Here is a 20,680-nt window from a genome sequence, read left to right on the forward strand (position 1 = left end):
CCACATCAGTAATCGTGGTGACCGCAGGCGTGGTGCTCGGCACCAGGTTTTCAAAGTTGCCGCCGGTTGCGCCTGTAATAGTGGTGCTGACGGTCGAGCCATTAACGTAGACGTCATTGGCCGGGGTATCGACAACAACAGTACCTGTGGACTCACCTGCCTTGATGGTAATCACCGAGCCATTGCTCAAGGTAACGCTCACCGGCGTCTGCGCGGGGTTGGTCAATGTCGCGGTGTAGGTGATCTGACCGCCTTCGGTCACGGTGGAACCGGCCGTCAGCGTGACAGTGGTGGTATCGACCACATCAGTAATGGTGGTGACCGCAGGCGTCGTGCTCGGCACCAGGTTTTCAAAGTTGCCGCCGGTAGCGCCTGTAATAGTGGTGCTGACGGTCGAGCCATTAACGTAGACGTCATTGGCCGGGGTATCGACAACCACAGTACCCGTCGATTCCCCCGCCTTGATGGTAATCACCGAGCCATTGCTCAAGGTGACGTTCACCGGGGTTTGTGCCGGGTTGGTCAAGGTCGCGGTGTAGGTGATCTGGCCACCTTCAGTCACGTTCGAACCAGCCGTCAAGGTCACGGTGGTGGTGTCGATGGTGTCGGTAATCTGCGTCACGGCCGGGTTAGGGTCGAGGGTCAGTACCAGGTTGTTGCCGCCGGTGATGCCGGTGACGTTGACGCTGATCTGGCTGGCGTCGAGGTACGGGCTGTCGTTAGGCGCCAGGGGCACGTTGACGGTGCCGGTCAGTTGGCCGGATGGGATGGTGATCACCGCGCCGTTGGACAGGGTGATGGTCAAGTCGCTGGTGCCGGCCTGGGTCACGGTGGCGGTATACGTCAGCACGCCCCCGGCTTCGGTGATGCTCGGGGTGGCGCTCAGGCTCAGGGTCGAAGGCTGCAGCGCCAGGTTGCCGTTACCTGCAGAAGCTTGAGCACCATTAAAGGTATTCAGCGTTGCTGTGCCCTGGCCGATAGGGGCGGTGGGAAAGCCGATGGTCGGATCGACACGCCCGGCGGTCGCGTCCAGCACCACGAAGCTGTGGCCGCCGCCCGCCGCGCCATTACCGGCAGCGGTGGCGCCGGCGGCAGTGGCTTCCAGTTCGGTGGTCGGGTCGGCACCGGCGGCGATGGCCTGCTGCAACTCGGCAACCGACGGCGCGGCCTGTTCGGTGGCGGCGGCCAGGTCGGCGGTGGAGTCCGGCATGTCGGCGCTCCACTGGGTGTCGCGGCCCAGGTCCAGCGTGCGTCCGTCAGCCAGCTCCAGGCTCACTGCGCCCGACAGGCCCGTATCAATCTGGTCGCCCGCAAACAGGCGATCACCCTCAACCAGAACACGGCGTGCCCCTTCCGGAGAAATAACGAACACTTGACCAACAATGCTTTTGACGATGGCAACAACATTGCTCATTAAATATTTCTCCGGCGATCCGTTTCTGATGATTCCATGTGGCCGCTCAATAGGGAGGGCCAAACTGGAGGGGGCGTAGTCTGAACACTTACTGACGTCAAATTATTGGCTAGAATTTTTAGCTATCTAGTTTATGCCAAACTATTGACCTTATGGTCGCCATCCTAAACAATCGCCCCCGTAATGTCACATTGATATTTATGCGGCGAACCGTCCTACATGTGTGAAGCAGTTCCGCTTTTTGAACTTTCCGACGTACGGTCATTACGCTAGCCATTATCCGACGCGGCGGCGCCAATCGCTGTGATTTGAGACAAGAAGTCCTGGGGAATTTTTAATGCGTCTGCACCTGTTCAAGGCAATACCGTTCGTTCTCGCCGCCAGCTTTGTACAAGCCCAGACGCTGCCTCAAGCCATGCAGCAGGCAATGGATGTGCATCCTGAAATTCAAGCGGGTGTAAACAGCCGCATCGCCGCCGATTACCAATTGCGTGCGGCGCAGGGTGGGTATCTGCCGCGTGTCGATTTGAATGCCGGCTATGGCCGTGCGGGCACCGACAACGCTTCCACCCGCGCCGCGAACGGCACGGGCGGCAACCACTGGGACACCCTCAATCGCGGTGAATCCAGCCTGCGCCTGCAGCAAATGATCTTTGATGGGTTCGCCACCTCCAGCGAAGTCGGGCGTCAACAGGCCAACGTCAACTCCCGTGCCTATTCGTTGCTCGGTACGTCCGAGCGCACCGCGTTGACCGTTGCCCAGGTCTACCTGGAAGTGCTGACCCGCCGCGAGTTCGTGCGCCTGGCCGAAGAAAACCTGCGCAACCACGAACGCATTTACGATCAGATCAAGTTGCGCACCCAGCGCGGCGTCGGTAACGGCGCCGACCAGGACCAGGCCGAAGCGCGTCTGGCCCAGGCCCGCAACAACCTGATCACCGAGCAGACCAACCTGGCGGATGCGCAAACCAACTACCTCAGCGCCGTTGGCGAGATGCCCGACCAGCTCGAGCGCCCGGCGCCGTTCATGGCCATGCTCCCGGCCGACCTGAATGAAGCGCGGCGCCAGATGCTCGACAACAGCCCGGTGCTGCGCTCGGCCGAGTCGGACATCTCCGCCGCCGAGAAGCAATACGCGGCCGCCAAATCCAGCTTCTATCCACGCTTTGACGCTGAGCTGGGCACCAACGCCGACAACAACGTCTCCGGTGACGCCAACCACAGCAACGGCTGGGAAGCCATGGTGCGCATGCGCTTCAACCTGTTTGCCGGCGGCAGCAACAAGGCCGACCTGCAATCGAAGTCATACCAGGCCAACCAGGCCCTGGACATCCGCAACAACGCCTTGCGCCAGCTCAATGAAGAACTGGGCCTGGCCTGGAACGCCTTGAACAACGCCAACGCGCAACTGCCGGTGGCCCAGCAGTACGTGGACCACAGCACCCGCGTGCGCACGTCCTACCAGCAACAGTTCAGCCTGGGCCAACGTACCCTGCTGGACTTGCTCGACAGCGAGAACGAATTGTTCACCGCTTCGCGTCGCCTGGAAGAGATCAAGAATATTCAGTTATTTACTCAGTACCGAATCAAGGCGACCATGGGCGAATTGCTCAAAAGCCAAGGCGTCGTCGCTCCAATGGCCTCCGTCGTGCAAAACGATGTGAAGCCCAAAGTTCAACTGCCTGGAATGAACTGAGTCACCCCATAGCCCCATCTGTTAGTCGAGAGTGCACCGCGTGGAATCCGAAGTCAGTCGAGTTCACCTCAGTCATGATCCACGCACGCTGCACGACGACCCGTTACTCGACGGGTTGTTGGCACTCTGCGCCCTGCATCAGAAACCGGCCAGCGCGGCCATGCTCACCACCGGCCTGCCGCTGCCTTCGCAGCGCCTGAGTGCCGAGTTGCTGTCGCGTGCCGCCGCGCGGGCCGGCCTGCAGGGGCGGCTGCTGCAACGCAGGCTCGAACAGATTCCGGCCATCGCATTACCGGCGCTGCTGCTGCTCAAGGACGGGCGCAGTACCGTGCTGCTCGGCTGGGAAGGCGATGATCAGGCGCGGGTGCTGCTCAGCGAAAGCGATGGCGGTGAAGTGCTGATCAAGCGCGAGCTGCTGGTCGACGACTACACCGGCAAAGTCTTCTTTGCCCAGCCGCAGCACAAATTCGACGTTAACCACGGCACGCTGATTCCCCGGGCCCGATCCTGGTTTCGTGACACGCTCAAGCGTTCGCGCTGGCTGTATACCGATGCCATCGCCGCCAGCTTCCTGATCAACATCATCGCCATGGCCGCGCCGTTGTTCGTGATGAACGTGTACGACCGCGTGGTGCCGAACCAGGCCACCTCTACGCTGTGGGTGCTGGCCGTGGGCATCTGCGGCGCGTATCTGTTCGATTTGGTGCTCAAGAGCCTGCGCAGTCTGTGCCTGGACCTGGCCGGTAAAAAAACCGACCTGATCATCTCCGCCACCCTGTTCGAGCGCATCGTCGGCATGTCGATGAAGTACCGCCCGGCGCGCGTCGGCAGCTTTGCGCAGAACATCCATGAGTTCCAGAGCCTGCGCGACTTCCTCGCCTCCCTGACCCTCACCAGCCTGATCGACCTGCCGTTCACGCTGCTGATCTTCCTGGTGATCGCCCTGCTCGGTGGCCATTTGGTGTGGATTCCGGTGCTGGCGTTCCCGATTGCGCTGGGGATCGGCTACGCCCTGCAAAAACCTTTGGTCGCGACCATGGAACGCACCATGGCCCTGGCCGCCGAACGCCAGTCGAGCCTGATCGAAACCCTCGCCGGGCTGGATGCGGTCAAGGTCAACAATGCCGAGAGCGAACGCCAGTACGGCTGGGAACAGACCATCGGCACTTTGAGCCGGCTCGAGCTGCGGGTGAAATTGCTGTCGGGCCTGTCGATGAACATGACCCTGCTGATCCAGCAACTGGCCGGCGTGATCATGATCGTGTTCGGCGTGTACCAGATCATCGACGGCAACCTCAGCATGGGCGGCCTGATTGCCTGCTACATGCTCAGCGGCCGCGCGTTGAGCCCGCTGGCCTCGCTGTCGGGCCTGCTCACGCGTTACCAGCAGGCCAAGGTCACCATGACCTCGGTGGACCAGATGATGGAGCTGCCCCAGGAGCGCAATTTCGAAGAGCGCCCCATGAGCCGTCGCACCCTGCAAGGCGCCATCGAGTGCCGGGGCCTGAATTTCACCTACCCGAACCAACAGAATCCGGCGCTGAAAAACATCAACCTGGTGATCAAGCCAGGGGAAAAGATCGGCATCATCGGTCGCAGCGGCTCGGGCAAAAGCTCCCTGGCCAAACTGATCGTCGGCCTGTATCAACCCGACTCCGGCGCGTTGCTGGTGGACGGTGTGGACGTGCGCCAGATCGACGTCAGCGAACTGCGCCACAACATCGGCTACGTCGCCCAGGACATCCAACTGCTGGCCGGCACCCTGCGTGACAACCTGGTCAGCGGTGCGCGCTACGTTGAAGACGAGATGGTGCTGCAAGCCGCCGAACTGGCCGGCGTGCACGAATTCGCGCGCCTGCACCCGCAAGGCTATGAGCTGCAGGTTGGCGAGCGTGGGCAGAACCTGTCCGGCGGCCAGCGCCAGAACGTCGCCCTGGCCCGTGCATTGCTGCTCAACCCGCCCATCCTGCTGCTGGACGAACCCACCAGCGCCATGGACAACACCGGTGAAGAACGCTTGAAACAACGCCTGCATGCCGTGGTGCAAAACAAGACCGTCGTCCTGGTGACGCACCGTGCCTCGCTGCTGTCCCTGGTGGACCGCCTGTTGGTGGTCGACCGTGGGCAGATCCTCGCGGACGGCCCGAAAGCCGTGGTCATGGAAGCGTTGAAAAAGGGGCAGATCAGTGTCGCTTAACTCCATCAAAAGCGCGGTCGGGCGCTACTTCAAAGGTTCCGACTCGCTGCAGGGCCAGCCGCTGCCCGAGGTCAACAAAGCGCTGATCGAAGATGCGCCGCGGGTCATCCGCCTGACCATCTGGGCCATCATCGCGTTCTTTGTGTTCCTGGTGGTGTGGGCGGGTTTCTCCGAAATCGACGAAGTGACCCGAGGCGACGGCAAGGCGATTCCGTCGTCCAAGCTGCAGAAAATCCAGAACCTGGAAGGCGGTATCGTCGCCGAGCTGTACGTCAAGGAAGGCCAGATCGTCGAGGCCGGTGCGCCTTTGATTCGCCTGGACGACACGCGGTTCGTGTCCAACGCCGGGGAAACCGAAGCGCTGCGCCTGGCCATGCAGCTGCGCGTCGAGCGCCTGAGTGCGCAGGTGGACGACCGCCCGCTGACGATTCCCGACGATGTGCTCAAGGCCGCGCCCAGCCAGGCCGCCAACGAGCGCTCACTGTATGAAAGCCGCCGCCAGCAGTTGAAAGACGAAGTCGGCGGTTTGCAGGAGCAATTGGTGCAGCGCCAACAGGAGTTGCGTGAGTTCACCTCCAAGCAAAGCCAGTACCGCAGCCAGTTGTCCCTGCAACGCCAGGAAATCAACATGTCCGAGCCGCTGGTGGCCCAGGGCGCGGTGTCGCCGGTGGAAGTGCTGCGCCTCAAGCGCGCCGAGATGGAAACCCGGGGCCAACTGGACGCCACCACCCTGGCGATCCCGCGCGCCGAATCGGCGATCAAGGAAGTGCAGCGCAAGATCGACGAGACCCGTGGCAAATTCCGCAGCGAAGCCCTGACCCAACTCAACGAAGCGCGCACCGAACTGAACAAGGCCGAATCCACCGGCCGCGCCCTGGAAGACCGCGTCAGCCGTACCCTGGTCACCTCGCCGGTGCGCGGCATCGTCAAGCAGTTGTTGGTCAACACCGTCGGCGGCGTCATCCAGCCGGGCAGCGACATGGTCGAAATCGTACCGCTGGACGACACCCTGCTGGTGGAAGCCAAGATCCGCCCGCAAGACATCGCCTTCCTGCACCCTGGACAGGAAGCGGTGGTCAAGTTCACCGCCTATGACTACACCATCTACGGTGGCCTGAAGGCCAAGCTCGAACGCATCGGCGCCGACACCATCACCGATGAAGACAAGAAAACCACCTACTACATGATCACCCTGCGCACCGACCGCAGCCACCTGGGCACCGATGAGAAACCGCTGCTGATCATCCCCGGCATGGTCGCCTCGGTGGACATCATCACCGGCAAGAAAAGCATCCTCAGCTACCTGCTCAAGCCGATCATCAAGGCGCGGGCGGAGGCGTTGCACGAGCGCTGATCTCTATCGCCTGCTCCGGCCTCATCGGGTGCAAGTCGAATCGTCGCACCGCCCCTCCCACATTTTAAATGTGTTCACAAATCAAGTGTGGGAGGGGCGGTGCGACGATTCGACTTGCCCCCGATAGGGCCCTCAGCATCACCAATGCATATGGATATGCCCTAACAGTATTTAAACTTCCATTCTCAGGCCTATAAATTCACTGCCCTGTCCGCCGGAAGTGAACCCAATGCCCGCCACCCTTCAAACCTTCGACATCCGCCCCTTCCCCGGCAGTGTCGGCGCCGAAATCGTCGGCCTGGATCTGTCCCATCCCGTCAACGACCAGGACTTCGCCCGCATCCACCGCGCGCACCTGGACCACCACGTCATCGTGTTCCGCGACCAACGCATCACCCCTGAACAACAGATCGCTTTCAGTCGGCGCTTTGGTGTGCTGCAGATCCACGTGCTCAAACAGTTCCTGCTGGCCAACCACCCGGAAATCCTGATCGTCTCCAACATCATCGAAAACGGCCAATCCATCGGCCTGGGCGATGCGGGCAAGTTCTGGCACTCGGACCTGTCGTACAAGGAACTGCCCAGCCTGGGCTCGATGCTGCATGCCCAGGAACTGCCGTCCGAAGGCGGCGACACCCTGTTTGCCGACATGCACAAGGCCTGGGAGCAACTGCCTGAGCACCTGCGCAACGCCGTCGAAGGGCGCCGCGCCGCGCATTCCTACACCGCGCGTTACAGCGAAACCAAATTCGAAGGTAACTGGCGCCCGACCCTGACCCCTGAACAGCTCGCCCAGGTGGCCGAAGTGGTGCATCCCATTGTGCGCACCCATCCTGAAAACGGCCGCAAGGCGCTGTTCGTCAGCGAAGGTTTCACCACCCGCATCGTCGGCCTGCCGGATGACGAAAGCCGCGACCTGCTGGCCCAGCTCTACGCCCACAGCGTGCTGCCGGAAAACATCTACCGCCACCAGTGGCAGCCCCACGACCTGGTGTTCTGGGACAACCGCTCGCTGATCCACCTGGCCGCCGGTTGCCCAAGCCACCTGCGCCGTAAGTTGTTGCGCACCACCATCCAGGGCGATGCGCCGTTCTGAACCGGTAAAGCCTGATAGGATTGCGCCCAGTTCACTCCCGATCGATCACGAGTGCTTGGCATGCAACTACCGGACATGAACCTGCTGGTCGCCCTCGACGCCTTGCTCGATGAAGGCAGCGTGGTGGGCGCGGCGCGGCGGATGAACCTGAGCCCGGCGGCGATGAGCCGCACCCTTACGCGTATCCGTGAAGCGGTCGGCGATCCGATCCTGGTACGCGCCGGTCGCGGCCTGGTACCGACCCCCAAGGCGTTGGAGCTGCAAGGCCAAGTGCGCACTGTGGTGGAGCAGGCGGCGTTGCTGTTTCGCTCGGCCGATCAAGTGGACTTGAGCACCCTGCGCCGCCGCTTCAGCGTGCGCGCCAATGACTTTTTCATCGGCGTGTATGGCGGTCGCTTGTTCGACACCATGCAGCGCGTGGCGCCGTTCTGCGAACTGCGCTTCGTGCCCGAAGGCGACACCGACGACGAAGCGCTGCGCGAAGGGCGATTGGACTTGCGCGTGAGCAATACCCTGCCGGCGAGCCCCGAAGTGAAGGTGCAGAACCTGTTCTCGACCACCTTCGTCGGCCTGGCGCGGGAAGATCATCCGCTGTTCGACGCAGAGATCACCGCCGCGCGGTTTGCCAGTTATTCCCACATCAGCATCTCGCGGCGCGGCATCGCCCGTGGGCCGATCGATACCGCGTTGAATGCCCAGGGCCTGGAGCGCCGCGTGGCAATGATCGCCCCGGGCTTTCACGGTGCGATGTTCATGCTGCCCGACTCCGACCTGCTGCTGCCGGTGCCCAAGGAAGCGCTCCTGAGCGCTACGCGCCTGAAGCTGCCGTTGCGCGCATTCCCGCTGCCAATCTCATTGCCGACGCTGGTATTGGCCCAATCCTGGCACCCACGCTTTGACAAAGACCCGGCACACAAATGGCTGCGCGAAACCATGCGCGAAAGCTGCCACGCCACCTGGCTCGAAGCCCAGCCCTCAGCCAGTCTGTAGGAGCGAGCTTGCTCGCGAAAAACGTCAACGATAACGCCTGTTTCCTGAATGAACACGGCGCCTGTGAGTTTTTCGCGAGCAAGCTCGCTCCTACATGAGGGCTTGGCCCCTCCAATCATGGATTGCGTCTGACGCACTTATAAGCTGACAACAAGTAACTTTTTGTCATGCTAGAGCCTGATTAAACTGCTCGGGTATTTCTTTATTCCGAGTTACCTGTCCATGACCTCCCTCGCTGCCCCCGCCTTCGAGGCTGCAGCCAAACCCACTGCGCCCAGCCCACCGGTATTCGGTCCGCGCATCATCATCGGCCTGGTCGGCGTGCTGCTGGCGGTGCTGGTGTCCGGCCTCAACGAGATGGTCACCAAGGTCGCCCTCGCCGATATCCGTGGTGCGCTGTACATCGGCTTTGACGAAGGTACCTGGCTGGTCGCGGCCTACACCGCCACCTCCGTGGCGGCGATGGCGTTCGCGCCGTGGTGTGCGGTGACGCTCTCGCTGCGCCGTTTCACCCTGTGTGCCATCGGCCTGTTTACCCTGCTCGGCATCCTGTGCCCGTTCGCACCGAACTACGAAAGCCTGCTGCTCCTGCGCACGGTGCAAGGCCTGGCCGGTGGCGCGTTGCCGCCGATGCTGATGACCGTGGCGCTGCGGTTCCTGCCGGCCAACGTCAAGTTATACGGCTTGGCCGGTTATGCCCTGACGGCCACCTTCGGCCCGAGCCTGGGCACGCCGCTGGCGGCGTTGTGGACCGAATACGTCGGCTGGCAATGGGCGTTCTGGCAGATCGTCGGGCCTTGCCTGCTGGCGATGGCCGCCGTGGCCTACGGCTTGCCGCAGGATCCGCTGCGCCTGGAGCGTTTCAAGCAGTTCAACTGGCGCGGTCTGCTGTTGGGCTTCCCGGCCATCTGCATGCTGGTGATCGGCCTGTTGCAAGGCAATCGCCTGGACTGGTTCGAGTCAGGCCTGATCACCTTCCTGCTCAGTGGCGGCACGCTGCTGATGGTGCTGTTCATGCTCAACGAATGGTCGCAGCCGCTGCCGTTCTTCAAGTTGCAGATGCTCGGCCTGCGCAACCTGTCGTTCGCGTTGATCGTGCTGGCCGGCGTGTTGATGGTGTTGACCTCGGTCATCATCATCCCGTCGAGTTTTCTCGCCCAGGTCCAGGGTTACCGCCCCCTGCAAACCGCGCCGGTGATGCTGCTGATGGCGCTGCCGCAACTGATCGCGCTGCCGCTGGTGGCCGCGCTGTGCAACCTGCGCCGGGTCGATTGCCGCTGGGTGCTGGGGATAGGCCTGGGCATGCTGGTGCTGGGCTGCATCGGCAGTTCGCACCTGACGTCGGCGTGGATTCGCGATGATTTTTATGGCTGGTACCTGCTGCAGATTTTCGGCCAACCGATGGCTGTGCTGCCGCTGCTGATGCTGTCCACCGGCAGTATCCAGCCCATCGAAGGGCCGTTCGCCTCGGCCTGGTTCAACACCGTCAAGGGCCTGTCCGCCGTGATCGCCACCGCTGTGCTGGATACGCTGACCACCCAGCGCGGGCATTTTCACTCGACCATGCTGGTGGACCGCCTGGGCAATTCGCCCCTGGCCGACGGCGACGCGCCGGGCCTGGCGCAGCGCCTGCACGCGCAAGTCGTGGTGCTCACCTCTTCGGATCTGTATGTCGTCATGGCCGGTGTCGCGGTGGCGCTGATCCTGCTGATTTTCTGGATGCCTACGCGGATTTTTCCGCCTCGCGCACCGACCTGACCCCAAGGATTTCTCATGAAACGCAAAGACAAAATCGCCGTCTCCGTTATCGCTGTGTTTGCCGTCGGCGTGCTGGTGTACCTGGTTGCGCCAGGCCTCCTGGGCAGCCGGCGCCAGACCACCAACGACGCCTTCGTCGCCGCCGATTTCACCCTGGTCGCCCCCCGCGTGGCCGGGTTCATCAAGGAAGTGCTGGTGCAGGACAACCAGCGCGTCAAAGCCGGCCAGCTGTTGGCGTTGATCGATGACCGCGACTTTCGCGCCGCCGCCCAGGCCGCCGACGCCGACACCTTGGTCGCCCAGGCCCAACTGAAAAACGCCAGCGCGACCCTGGAGCGCCAAAGTTCGGTGATTGCCCAGGCCCAGGCCACCGTGGCGGCGGACCGTGCCGAAGTGGCGTTTGCCGAACACGAACTGAACCGCTACAACCACCTCGCCGGCGTCGGCGCAGGCACCGTGCAGAACGCCCAGCAAGCCAAGACCCGCATCGACCAGGCCACCGCGCGACTGGCCAAGTCCACGGCAGTGCTGGCCGCCGAACGCAAGCAAGTGGAAATCCTCACGGCCCAGCGTGACGCCGCCGAAGGCGGGCTCAAGCGCGCCCAGGCCGCACTGGAAATGGCCAGTTATCAGCTGTCCTACACGCGTATCGTCGCGCCGGTGGACGGCATGGTCGGTGAGCGGGCGGTACGGGTCGGCGCCTATGTGACACCGGGCAGCAAGATCCTCGCGGTCGTGCCGCTGGCCGAGGCCTATGTCGTGGCCAATTTCCAGGAGACGCAACTGTCCCACATGCATGCCGGCCAAACCGTGCAAGTGCGCGTCGACAGCCTCGACGGCGAGGTGCTCAACGGTCACCTGGAAAGCCTGGCGCCGGCCACCGGGGTGACCTTCGCCGCGGTCAAGCCGGACAACGCCACCGGCAACTTCACCAAGGTGGTGCAGCGTATTCCGGTGAAGATCGTGCTGGAGCCCAATCAGCCGCTGACCGAGCGCTTGCGCGTCGGTATGTCGGTGGAGGCCAGTGTCGACACACAGGCGGTCGCGCCCCACCCTGAGGTGGCCCAGCAATGAGACAGTTCGCCTGGCTCACCTTGAGCCTCATCAGCCTGAGTGCCTGCACCGTCGGCCCGGATTTCCAACCGCCGCAAGGCCCGCAGGTGGCCCAATGGAGTGAGCCCCAGGGGCGTCAGGCAGCCAGTCGTGCCAGCAGCGACCCGTTGCAGGAGCGCTGGTGGGACGTGTTCCACGACGAGCAGTTGTCAGCGCTCACGCGCCGCGCCCTCAGCGATAACCTCGACCTGAAGCTGGCCAGCAGCCGCCTGCAACAAAGCCGCGCGATGCGCCAGGTGACCACCGCCGAACGCTACCCTGACGTCGATGCGAACGGCGGCTACCAGCGCAAGCGCAACAGCGCTAAAGGCTTGAACGACCCTTCCGGCGAGAACGGCCGCTCGGCCTTCAGCCAGTGGGACATGGGCTTTTCCGCTGCCTGGGAGCTGGACTTCTGGGGCCGGGTCAAGCGCGAGATCGAAGCCGCCGACGCCACCCTGGACGTTGCCGAAAACGACCGCCGCGCCGTGTTGCTGTCGGTGCTGGCCGAGACCGCGCAGGACTACATCCAACTGCGCGGCGTACAGAACACCCGCGCCGTCACCGAGCAAAACCTCGACGTCGCCCGCCACAGCCTCAAGCTCTCGCAACTGCGCCTGGCCGACGGTGTGGCGACCGACCTGGACGTGGCCGAAGCCGCCGCCCAGGTCGCCGCCATCGAAGCACGCCTGCCCGATCTGCAGCAGCGCCAGGATCAGTTGATCAACGCCCTGAGCCTGCTGATGGGCGAGCCGCCGCAAGCCCTGCACGCGCAGCTGTCCAAGGACGCGGCCGTGCCGCAGACCCAGCGCCAGGTCGCCATCGGCCTGCCATCGGAACTGGCCGAGCGCCGCCCGGACATCCGCCAGGCCGAAGCCCGTTTGCACGCCGCCACTGCCAGCATCGGCGTGGCCAAGGGTGATTTCTATCCGCGCATCACCCTGTCCGGCAGCCTCGGCTCCCAGGCCCTGCAACTCTCGGACTTCGGCTCCTGGGGCTCACGCGCCTTCGCCTTCGGCCCGCAATTGAGCCTGCCGCTGTTCAACGGCGGGCGCCTGCAAGGCATGGTCGATTTACGTGAAGCCCAGCAACAGGAAGCGGCGCTGGCCTACCAGCAAACCGTGCTGCGCGCCTGGCATGAGATCGACGACCAACTGACCCGCTACAACGCCAGCCAACTGCGCCGCGACAGCCTCGCCGAAGCCGTGCGCCAGAACCAGATCGCGCTCACCACCGCGCAACACCAGTACGTCGAAGGGGTAGCGGATTTCGTCAATGTGCTTACCGTGCAAAGCGCGCTGCTGGCGACCCAGGAACAGTGGGTGGAAAGCTCCACGGGCGTGTCGTTGGCCATGGTCGGCTTGTACAAGGCGTTGGGAGGAGGGTGGGAGTCGGTGTATCCGTTGCAGGCTGTTCAGTGATCGGAGGAAATCGGGCGTACCCACAAGACCCGCGTCTCGCTGTGCTCCAGTAATTTGGATTGCTGCTACGACGAATGGCCAAAGGTGGTGTCGAGCGTAACCTACGTTTGGTAACAGCTTTTTTACGTACGCAATAACATGAACGTGACGTCGTCTTCGGTTGCGCACCCGTCAAGGGTACGTTCTACGACGGCCTTGAACTGATCTTCGGCTGAGAGTTCGGCCCAGAATCCATCTGTCGCCATGATCCATGTCGTGTCTAGTGTTTTGCGGGCTGGAGAGTTGGCGATGAGCGAATGGCTCAGATCGCCTCTCCAGTTTGGGCCGCAATGAGGTGAGTTCACCCAGTTCAGGCGTTGAGACTTCTCCAGATGGCCCAGGCAGCAATCACCTGCGTGAATGGAGATTGCTGTGTGACCAACTACCAGCAATACAAGGTAGCTGGTGGACGCCAATGGAAAGTCTGGACAGATGTTTGAATGCACTTCGTCGAGGGAAGTAAGCACCAGCATCAGGGCGTGTTCAGGACAAGACACCACAACAGGGTGCGCATGGCGAAAACACTCAAGCAGGTGGTGACTCAAAGCGCTTGCCAATTCGCCACTATTTGGTTTTGAAGTGCCGTCGGCAATCACGTAGAGGTGTGTGCCAGCATTGTGTGCCGAGCCGCTGACATCGCGGTTCTCTATCCTGCCGGTTCCTTGCCGACTCAAGTTCAATTGCAGGATCAAGCGGTTGCTCCGAATCCAATCAACGCGGTCAGTCGTTCGTGAATCAACGCCGTACGAGCTGGATCCTGGGCGGTGCTTTGGATCACGTCCTCAAATGCGGGTAACGCAAGCAGTGCCGTAAATTGTTCGCTCACGAAATGCCGCAGTTCGATAGGCGCCTGTTTCACTTCTTCGATGAGTTCTTCCCTGCCATCCAATAGGGCGATGATGTCTTCAATGTCGTTGGACATCAGTACATCGCCATGACCGCGCCCCTGATAGGCCTGCAATTTGGCTGCGAGGAACCAGGGTGCGGCGAACACTCTGATCCGTGTTCCGTTGGGCAAGGTGCAGCCAATGGCGCGTTCCAACCCGCCCACGAACCAAGTATTGGCGAAGCCTAGGACGTTCTCCTGCGTCGGCATGAAATCGACTTTCAACTGGCCCAGTCGTAAACGGCAAGTTACCGAGTCTTGGCCAGTGTTTTTGAAACCTCGATGTTTGAGTTTTTCTTCCAGCCGATACCAATCAGCGGTGCCTGTCAGATGAATGACCAAGTCCACATCATCGGTACCGCGAATCGACTCCAGGGTGTATTCGTCAGTGATAAGCAAGGCAGTGGTGCATCCACCGACAAAGGCAACCTGCTCACATAACTCTTCGCCCAGGGCCTCGGCAACCTCCTCAAGCATTTGCAGCATCATTGCTCGGTTGGACGTCACAGTATCCACTCCCGCAGCATGGCGTCGGCGACTTTGGTCTCACGCGGTCCGCCGATGCGGATGGCATCAACGAGGGCCAGGAAATGATAGAGAAGCTCGTCTTTCTTCACGGCGCCGGGAACGGTTTTGTACAACGGTGTAATTGCCTGCCCTTTGCTTTTTCCGTAGGCATCTGGCCAGACGGGAATAAGGTCGCCTCCGCTCATCACTTTGCCTGCCAATACCGGTGCGGCAAAGGCCGTTGGAATGCCTCGGACGATAGCGCCAGGCTTAACCGGAAAAATATAGCGAATGCTGTGCGTAACCAAATCCAGCAGCGCTGTGCTTCTTACCAGCGGGATTCCATCGATTTGCCTCGTATAAATCAAGCCGATTTCCCTGCAACGATTCAGGGATGAAGACACTTCGGTTTTGCTCAGACCCAAAGCTGAAGACAGCGCTCTCACAGAGTAGTTTTGCGAAGCGTGTTCTTCAGAATCCTCGTCTGCGTCATCCCACCCGCGCCAGTCATCCATTGTTGAAAGTTGAACGGTTTCGAAGTTTTCAATATAGGCCGCAAGACTTTGAAAACCGAGGGCCGCGGCGTCTTTCTCCACAGAAAACACCCGTTTTTTTACCCGCTCCCCTTTGGCCCGTAATTCGAGGCTGATCAGTTTGAACAGGACTACGATGTCTTGACTTTTCATATGGCCCCAAAAGTTAGTGTCCTCTGTCCGCGGACAGAGGACACTTTCTTGCATAAATTTAACCGACGTGTCAACGATTCTGCAAAAACACCACATACCCCCGAAACCACTCACTCCCCTGCAAATACCCCGGCGCCTCCCACTCTCCACCCTGAATCAAGCCGACCTTGAACGGCACGCCCATCCGGTTCATCCGGGGCAAATAGGCCGCATAGTCTGGAATGCTGTGGCGTCCCTGATACGTCTGCACCACCACTTCATCCACCACGCCCTTGAGTTGGGCGATGGCGGCCGGGTCGGCGTTGCTGCTCCAGTCCATCAAGCCGGTGATGCTCAAGCGCAGGTCGGCCGGCAGGCGCTGGCGCAGGTCGCGCAGGAAGGCGGCGTATTCGTGCAGGTATTGGGTGCGGGCGTCGAAGTCGATCTGGATGCCGACCACCGGGTTGCCCGCGTCACGCCAGCGTTGCACCTGGCCGAGCAGTTGGGTGTAGACCGGTTCCGGCCAGTGCAAGGTATGGGCGCGGTAGACCACCCAGACAGTGCCCTGGGTGATGCGCGGCACGCTCATGCCCTGGGCGATCAGTTGCACGCCGCGTTGCGGTGCGCGGCGCGTGGAGTTGATCTGGCCCTGGAGGATGTACAGGGTTTTGGCCTGCTTGAGCACCGGCTGGGGCGTGACACCGCTCCACAACCAGAAGGCGTCGTAGTCACGGGCGTCGACGGCGCCGAAGGCCGGGCTCGCCAGCAACAGCAAGCCCAGCCACAGCGACTTCACCAGTAGTACTGCAGCGATTTGCCCCACTGCGTGTCGGCGTAACCGCTCTTGAGCTGGCGGAACCAGCCTTTGCGCACGGCCGGCGCCACGTCTTCACCGCCGCAACTGTTGTAGCCGGCCGGCGCGTAGCAGTTGATGGCGCGAAACAGTGCGTAGGCCTTGTCGGTTTTCGGTGCCTTGGCGTTGGCGATCACCTGTTTGTAGCCGTCCAGGCGCGAGAAGGTCTCACCCTTGAAGTCCGAGGCGGTGCTGCCCAGGCTCCCGGCGGCGCGAGGTTGTTCCAGGGGCATGCCGTCCAGGCCGTTGCGCAGGATGAACTCACCGAAACAGTTCAGGGCGTGGGTTTTTTTTGCATCCTCCTGCAAGGTCGCGGCGGTTTGCGCGATGCCTGGGCAGGCGTAGCCGGATTCGGCCTTGTCACCGTTCCACTGGAACAGCTTCAAGGTCTGGCCGCTGGTGTAGGTGTAGCCCAGGCTGGTGCCGAGCTTGTCTTCGGACAACGAGGCTTGCTTGAGGTCGTCGGCAAAGGTCGCGAACTGGCGGTGCAGCAGGTCTTTGTAGAGCAGCACGAATTGCGCGCTCTGGCGTTCGGTCGGGTCGCTGGCATTGGCGATCTGCTGGCGCAGCAGGTCGGGGCCGGCGACGTTGCGCAGCAGGATGTAACGTACCTGTTTGGCGCTGATCGGCGAGTCGGCGGCGAATACCTTGGCCAGTTGGCCGCTGCGCTCGTAGTTCATCGCCAGGGCCAGCTCCAGCTGGTCGCGTTGCAGCGGTTGCCTGGCCAGCGGCAGCAGTTGCAGCCACAGGGCTTGCGCACCTGCCCAGTCTTGTTTGGCTTCCAGGGCCAGGGCGCGCAGGGTTTGCTGGCTGAAGGCGAAATAGTCCAGGGTTGACGGCACGTCCGCCGGCAGATGCTTGAGGGCAGTGTCGGGTTGATGCTCGACATACAGGGCATACGCCGCTTGCAGGTAGTCGAACAATGCCGGCTCGTTGGCGAAGGTGCTCTTTTGCTTGTCGAGGTCTGCGCGGCTCAACAGGGGCGGGGTGTGGGCACGCATCGCCATCAGGTCGCTGACCACCTGCAGCATTGGGCTGTTCGTCGACGTGTTGCCGGCCATCAGTAATTTGAGGTCGGCTTCTTCGACCAATTCGTCCACGCTCACATTGCGCTGGGCGTCGGTGGCCTCGGTCAGCTGCCAGGTGAAGTCTTCGGCAAGCCTGGCATCGTCGTTCGCCAGCCAGTGCACCCGGCGCAGCAGGCCACGGGCGGAGGCCACGTAATCGCCTTGTGGATACGTTTTCAGGTAAGCGAGAAAGCCTTGTTCGGCGTGGTTCAACGCGGGCTTGTCCACCTGCTCGCGCTGCGGCATGCCGTATTCGTCGAACGCTTGGGCCTGGGCCTGGTTCAGCGAAGTGCGCGCGGTCATGTACAGCGCCGTTTCCTTCAGCCAGGGTGCATCGCTGGTCGCGGCGGCGGCGAAACCGCGCTCGGCGTCACCGAAGCGGCCACTGTAGAAGTCAGCGGCGGCCTGCAAATAAGTGCGAAACAGTTGGGCGTTGGCCGAGGGCGTCAACTGCGCGTCCACCACCTGGCCGTCCCAGTCGCAGGTTGTCAGCAGCTGCAAACGGGCTTTGACCAATACGTCGCGCTCAGCCGGCGGCATATCGGCCTTGATCACTTGGCTGATAAACGCCGTGGCGCTGTCGTCATTGTTGCTGCGGCAGCGGCTGCCTTCACCATTGAGGAAGGCTTCGCCGGCGGTTTTGTATTCATCGCGCTTGATGCCCAGCGGCTGGAGCAGGGTGTCGAGCTCGGCAGTGCGTGAATCGTCCGCCTGGTTATCGGGCTCATCGCTCGCGGCTGGAATCGGCATCAGGCGATACACCGGAAACGGCACCGGGCCGAACCCTTGGGCCAAGTCGTCTTCGCCCAAGGCATTGGGCGTCAGCGGCGCTGCTTTTTTATCGGCCAGCAACAGGCGCAGGTTGACCCGGCTATCGTTGCCCGGGCTGAGGAAAGGCTGGTTGCTGCACGGTTCGAGACTGTCACGCGAGACCCGCCAGTCGGGGTAGCACGAGTCGTCGGAACTGGCTTGGGCCGCCAGGGGAATAACGGCCAGCAAGGCCAGAGCCAGAGGTGACAGCAAACCGATGCGCATAACGTTTCCTTGATCCTGAGTCCGTGGAGGAGGGCAATCATAGCCTGATCCTACGAGTGCTTCGGTGAAGGCCTACGCAAATTGTTGATTTGTCTGATTCCAGCAACGGGCCCACCGCTTTTGGCCTAAAGTGGCGGTGTTTGCGCATGCGCAGGGTTTGTCCTGTAGAGGGCAGTCGTAACGGAGTCGATATGCGTCGGTCGGTGGTAGAGCAAAATGAAAAAGTCCGGGTCTTGCCTGCGTTCAATCGCCTGACCCGGGACGGCGCCGGGTGGCTCAGCCGCCTCTGGTGGGTGCCGATCCTGGCGCTGGCCATGGTCCTGCGGTTCTACCACCTGACGTCGGCGGCGATCTGGGGTGACGAAGGCTCGAGCCTCTTGCTCAGCGAATATGCGCTGGCCGACCTGTGGTTTCACGCCGCCCACGATGTGCATCCGCCGCTGTATTTTGTGCTGCTGCGCGGCTGGATCGAAGTGTTTGGCGACAGCATCTGGTCGATCAGGAGCATGAGCGCCATCCCCGGTGCCGTCGTGGTGGGCCTGGGGATCTGGCTGACGCGGCAACTGTCCACCCGTCGCGCCGCGCTGCTGGCCGGCATCCTGCTGGCGCTGCTGCCGACGGCGGTGCGCTACAGCCAGGAAGTACGCATGTATTCGCTGCTCGGCGTATGGCTGTTGGGGGCGACGCTGGCGTTGGTCTACTGGCTGCGCCAGCCCGAGCGCACGCTTTACCTGGCCGCTTATGTGCTGTTGATGAGCGCCGGTTTCTACACCCATTATTTCACCGCGCTGTGTGTGGTGGTGCACTGGGCGTACCTCGGGCTGCACTCGCCAGGCCCGCGTCTGATCACGCGCCCGGCATGGTGGGTGGCCAACGCCACGATTGTGGTGTTGTACCTGCCCTGGCTGCCGAACCTTCTGGACCTGGTGCAGCACGTCGAACAACTCAAGGTAGGCGGGGACATTGGTTGGGAAGAGCCGGTCAACCTGCTGTCCCTGCCCTCGATGATCTGGCAGTTCGTGTTGCAGGATGAAGGCGTTGATTTCTGGGCGCCGCTGTTCTGGACCTTTCCGCTGTTGTTGGGAGCGGTGGTCTGGGTGACGGCATGGCGCAACCCCGGGGCTCGTTTGCCTGCGTTGTTTTTCCTGCTGCCGTTGCTGTTGGTGTATGGCGTGTCGTTTATCTCGCCGGTCTTTATCGAGCGCTATCTCACGGTGTACGCCCTGGGTTTGCCGATCGTCCTGGCGATGGCCATCGACCGCTTGCCGTCACGCCTGTCATGGTTGGGCGCAGCGCTGTTGGTGCTGTTTGTGGGCATGGAACTGCTGGGCCTGAAGAACAACTTCGAGGTGGATGAGCAGGATCAATTCAACGTGCCGGTGGAGTTCGTCAATCGAAATTACCAGGAGGATGATCGCATCGTCCTCAGCGACATGATGTGGTACCTCAGCTACGTGTATTACGACCAGACCGACGCGCAGTTGCAGCTTTACACCCCGCCCAAATCCGACGGCACCTCGACGCGACCGAATGCCTATGGCTTCGGCACGCTGGTGGACCAGGACGGTGGGCGCATCTATCTGGATCGCCTGTCAGCACTGCCTGTCCAAACGCGGCGGGTATGGTTGATCAGCAGCAACGAAGCGCCGGATGAATTCGCGCCGCTGCCGAACGGCTGGCGCGAACTCAGTCGCCAGGACGGCGGTGGTGCCAGGGCGCGGTTGTTTGTGTTGTGCAATGTGCCGGCGCCGCAGCCTGAAGGCTGCCGCTAGACGAAGGCGTGAAGGTCTGGAGTGTCTGGCGGTGGCGTAAAAAATGCTGATCGGCTGGCGGTTCCTCACGCCGTCACTGCGGACCAGGGAGCATTCAGCTCCCGTGCGCTTAAGGCATCAATCAGGCGTGTCACTTTCGGGAGGCCACTGGCGAGCGGTATGCACCAGAGCTACGATTCTCACCACGCTTGGCTCAAGTTGATAAACCAGGCGGTAGCTCGGGTGAGGAATGACTTCGCGTGTGCCCGAGATCCGACCCAAGGGGCCAATTTCCGGATTGTGGGCCAAGCCAGCCGCTGCAATACTGAAACGCCGGTCCATATCGGCAGCGGCCTGTGGGTTTTTATCGAATAGGAAATCCCAGATATCTCGACGGTCCTGCCCTGCTTCGGGTGTCCAGGCGACCCTCATTCCTAGTTATCTACTTGAGCGCGCCTTGCCGCGAATTCAGCTTCCAAAGCTTCATTGGAAATCTCTCGGCCCGCTTGTATGGATGCGCGCGAGGCATCGACTTTGCGCTGTAAGAATTCGTCATATTCTCTGGATTCCTGTTGCGCCTGTACGAACTTACGCATCATTTCGCGCACGATTTGCGATGCCGGGCGATGAGAGGCTTCGCATTCCGCCATGAATTGGTCGCGCAACTCCGATTCGAGTTTCAGTGTGAAGACGGCTAATTTGGACATGTACAAGTCCCTCCAATTTTGTATGGACGAAGTATATACATCGTCATTACGTATGAGTGGGGCGACATGAAGTGAGGTGACTGACGGTCGTAATCATCAGGCCGGTTGCACAGCCCCAATCATCACCCTAACGTCCGCCTCGTCGCCGCACA

The 20,680-nt window shown here is 61.7% G+C and carries 17 protein-coding genes; 9 read left to right on the forward strand and 8 right to left on the reverse strand.

Going from position 1 to position 20,680, the window contains the following annotated elements; translation table 11 throughout:
* Window positions 1-1,414, reverse strand: a 1,414-nt coding sequence (locus BFP93_RS17715) for a retention module-containing protein (RefSeq protein WP_141687988.1), incomplete at its 3' end; no start/stop codon positions are given.
* A 343-nt stretch (window positions 1,415-1,757) separates the two neighbouring features.
* On the opposite strand from BFP93_RS17715, the gene BFP93_RS17720 reads away from it, so the two are divergent.
* The 8 genes from BFP93_RS17720 (at window position 1,758) to BFP93_RS17755 (ending at window position 13,018) form a co-directional block, all read left to right on the forward strand.
* Window positions 1,758-3,110 carry a TolC family outer membrane protein gene (locus BFP93_RS17720; protein WP_368943714.1) on the forward strand — a complete coding sequence of 451 codons (1,353 nt, stop codon included), beginning with the start codon at window positions 1,758-1,760 and terminating at the stop codon, window positions 3,108-3,110.
* A 40-nt stretch (window positions 3,111-3,150) separates the two neighbouring features.
* On the forward strand, window positions 3,151-5,307 hold the full coding sequence (locus tag BFP93_RS17725) for a type I secretion system permease/ATPase (RefSeq protein ID WP_065894044.1): 2,157 nt from the start codon (window positions 3,151-3,153) through the stop codon (window positions 5,305-5,307).
* A complete protein-coding gene (locus tag BFP93_RS17730; protein WP_065886609.1) occupies window positions 5,297-6,661 on the forward strand; it encodes an HlyD family type I secretion periplasmic adaptor subunit in 1,365 nt (454 codons plus the stop codon). The genes BFP93_RS17725 and BFP93_RS17730 overlap by 11 nt, the downstream gene beginning before the upstream one ends.
* Before the next feature lie 229 nt (window positions 6,662-6,890).
* Window positions 6,891-7,757, forward strand: a complete 867-nt coding sequence (locus BFP93_RS17735; RefSeq protein ID WP_065894045.1) for a TauD/TfdA dioxygenase family protein — start codon at window positions 6,891-6,893, stop codon at window positions 7,755-7,757.
* A gap of 60 nt (window positions 7,758-7,817) precedes the next feature.
* Window positions 7,818-8,747 carry a LysR family transcriptional regulator gene (locus tag BFP93_RS17740; RefSeq protein WP_065894046.1) on the forward strand — a complete coding sequence of 310 codons (930 nt, stop codon included), beginning with the start codon at window positions 7,818-7,820 and terminating at the stop codon, window positions 8,745-8,747.
* 222 nt (window positions 8,748-8,969) lie between these two features.
* On the forward strand, window positions 8,970-10,505 hold the full coding sequence (locus tag BFP93_RS17745; RefSeq protein ID WP_065894047.1) for an MFS transporter: 1,536 nt from the start codon (window positions 8,970-8,972) through the stop codon (window positions 10,503-10,505).
* A gap of 15 nt (window positions 10,506-10,520) precedes the next feature.
* Window positions 10,521-11,579, forward strand: a complete 1,059-nt coding sequence (locus BFP93_RS17750; protein WP_065894048.1) for an HlyD family secretion protein — start codon at window positions 10,521-10,523, stop codon at window positions 11,577-11,579.
* Window positions 11,576-13,018 carry an efflux transporter outer membrane subunit gene (locus tag BFP93_RS17755; RefSeq protein ID WP_065894049.1) on the forward strand — a complete coding sequence of 481 codons (1,443 nt, stop codon included), beginning with the start codon at window positions 11,576-11,578 and terminating at the stop codon, window positions 13,016-13,018. Before BFP93_RS17750 ends, BFP93_RS17755 begins: the two co-directional genes overlap by 4 nt.
* Window positions 13,019-13,140: 122 nt before the next feature.
* On the opposite strand, the gene BFP93_RS17760 is transcribed toward BFP93_RS17755, so the two are convergent.
* The 5 genes from BFP93_RS17760 to BFP93_RS17780 all read right to left on the reverse strand — a co-directional run bounded on the left by BFP93_RS17760 (window position 13,141) and on the right by BFP93_RS17780 (window position 18,070).
* On the reverse strand, window positions 13,141-13,749 hold the full coding sequence (locus tag BFP93_RS17760) for a serine/threonine protein phosphatase (protein ID WP_065894050.1): 609 nt from the start codon (window positions 13,747-13,749) through the stop codon (window positions 13,141-13,143).
* On the reverse strand, window positions 13,746-14,432 hold the full coding sequence (locus tag BFP93_RS17765; protein WP_083205689.1) for a hypothetical protein: 687 nt from the start codon (window positions 14,430-14,432) through the stop codon (window positions 13,746-13,748). Before BFP93_RS17765 ends, BFP93_RS17760 begins: the two co-directional genes overlap by 4 nt.
* A 14-nt stretch (window positions 14,433-14,446) precedes the next feature.
* Window positions 14,447-15,136, reverse strand: a complete 690-nt coding sequence (locus BFP93_RS17770; protein WP_065894052.1) for a hypothetical protein — start codon at window positions 15,134-15,136, stop codon at window positions 14,447-14,449.
* A gap of 70 nt (window positions 15,137-15,206) precedes the next feature.
* Window positions 15,207-15,911, reverse strand: coding sequence for a DUF3142 domain-containing protein (locus BFP93_RS17775; protein ID WP_065894053.1), 705 nt, complete (start codon window positions 15,909-15,911; stop codon window positions 15,207-15,209).
* Window positions 15,908-18,070: an outer membrane assembly lipoprotein YfiO gene (locus BFP93_RS17780; protein ID WP_065894054.1), complete on the reverse strand. Its 2,163-nt coding sequence runs from the start codon at window positions 18,068-18,070 to the stop codon at window positions 15,908-15,910. The genes BFP93_RS17775 and BFP93_RS17780 overlap by 4 nt, the downstream gene beginning before the upstream one ends.
* Before the next feature lie 191 nt (window positions 18,071-18,261).
* Here BFP93_RS17780 and BFP93_RS17785 point away from each other — a divergent pair, with 191 nt between their 5' ends.
* A complete protein-coding gene (locus BFP93_RS17785) occupies window positions 18,262-19,842 on the forward strand; it encodes a glycosyltransferase family 39 protein (RefSeq protein WP_065894055.1) in 1,581 nt (526 codons plus the stop codon).
* A 117-nt stretch (window positions 19,843-19,959) separates the two neighbouring features.
* Here the strand turns inward: BFP93_RS17785 and BFP93_RS27650 are convergent, their stop codons facing one another.
* The gene (locus BFP93_RS27650; protein WP_083203129.1) at window positions 19,960-20,253 is read right to left on the reverse strand and encodes a type II toxin-antitoxin system RelE/ParE family toxin; all 294 of its coding nucleotides are present in this window, start codon (window positions 20,251-20,253) and stop codon (window positions 19,960-19,962) included.
* Between the two features lie 2 nt (window positions 20,254-20,255).
* Window positions 20,256-20,528: an antitoxin of toxin-antitoxin stability system gene (locus BFP93_RS17795; RefSeq protein ID WP_065894057.1), complete on the reverse strand. Its 273-nt coding sequence runs from the start codon at window positions 20,526-20,528 to the stop codon at window positions 20,256-20,258.
* Window positions 20,529-20,680: the final 152 nt, after the last annotated feature.

Origin of the sequence: Pseudomonas sp. 44 R 15, assembly GCF_900004965.1 — a bacterium.
Lineage (GTDB): Bacteria > Pseudomonadota > Gammaproteobacteria > Pseudomonadales > Pseudomonadaceae > Aquipseudomonas > Aquipseudomonas orientalis_A.